At 41.1% G+C, this 492-nt stretch carries 1 protein-coding gene; it reads right to left on the reverse strand.

What is annotated here, in order from left to right:
- Positions 1 to 63: 63 nt before the first annotated feature.
- Complete coding sequence (locus tag GVO63_RS19145; RefSeq protein WP_159582028.1) at positions 64 to 471, reverse strand: hypothetical protein; 408 nt, start codon at positions 469 to 471, stop codon at positions 64 to 66.
- Positions 472 to 492 lie beyond the last annotated feature (21 nt).

The following is a 492-nucleotide window of genomic DNA, read 5'->3' on the forward strand; positions in this document are numbered from 1 at the left end:
CACATGTTTGCGTCCCAGCGAGCGGCAGCGAGTGCCATAATTTGTTTGTTATGTGACTTTACCCTAAATAAGAGCATGCTTTTTATACTTTTTAACAAACACTTTAGCTTCTGCCAACGTTGAAGGGTAAGAAACGTTGCAATAGCTATTTTTGATAGGCCTGATTTTTTGAAAATAGAAACCATGGTGGACGAGGTATGCCACCTTTTTCCATTGGGCGATATCAGACTTTTTTGGTGCTTTGAAATGCCTGCCTAAATTATAAGTAACACCACCACAAGAAACACACTGGCCGTGCAATGGATAATCGCATGGAGCACCAGGAAAGCTACGTTGAAAAGAGGTTTTGCAGTCGAGGCAAGCATACGCCATAGAATACTTGCCACTTGAAAAGGAAGCTTTGTCTGGTTTGATTGGTTTAGTTCTGTAACCAGAATCCCATCTCAGTGCTTTTTTAGTGTTTCTATCCATGAATATCCTGAGTCACATAAC

Origin of the sequence: Alteromonas sp. KUL106 (genome assembly GCF_009811415.1) — a bacterium.
In the GTDB taxonomy this organism is placed as follows: domain Bacteria; phylum Pseudomonadota; class Gammaproteobacteria; order Enterobacterales; family Alteromonadaceae; genus Alteromonas.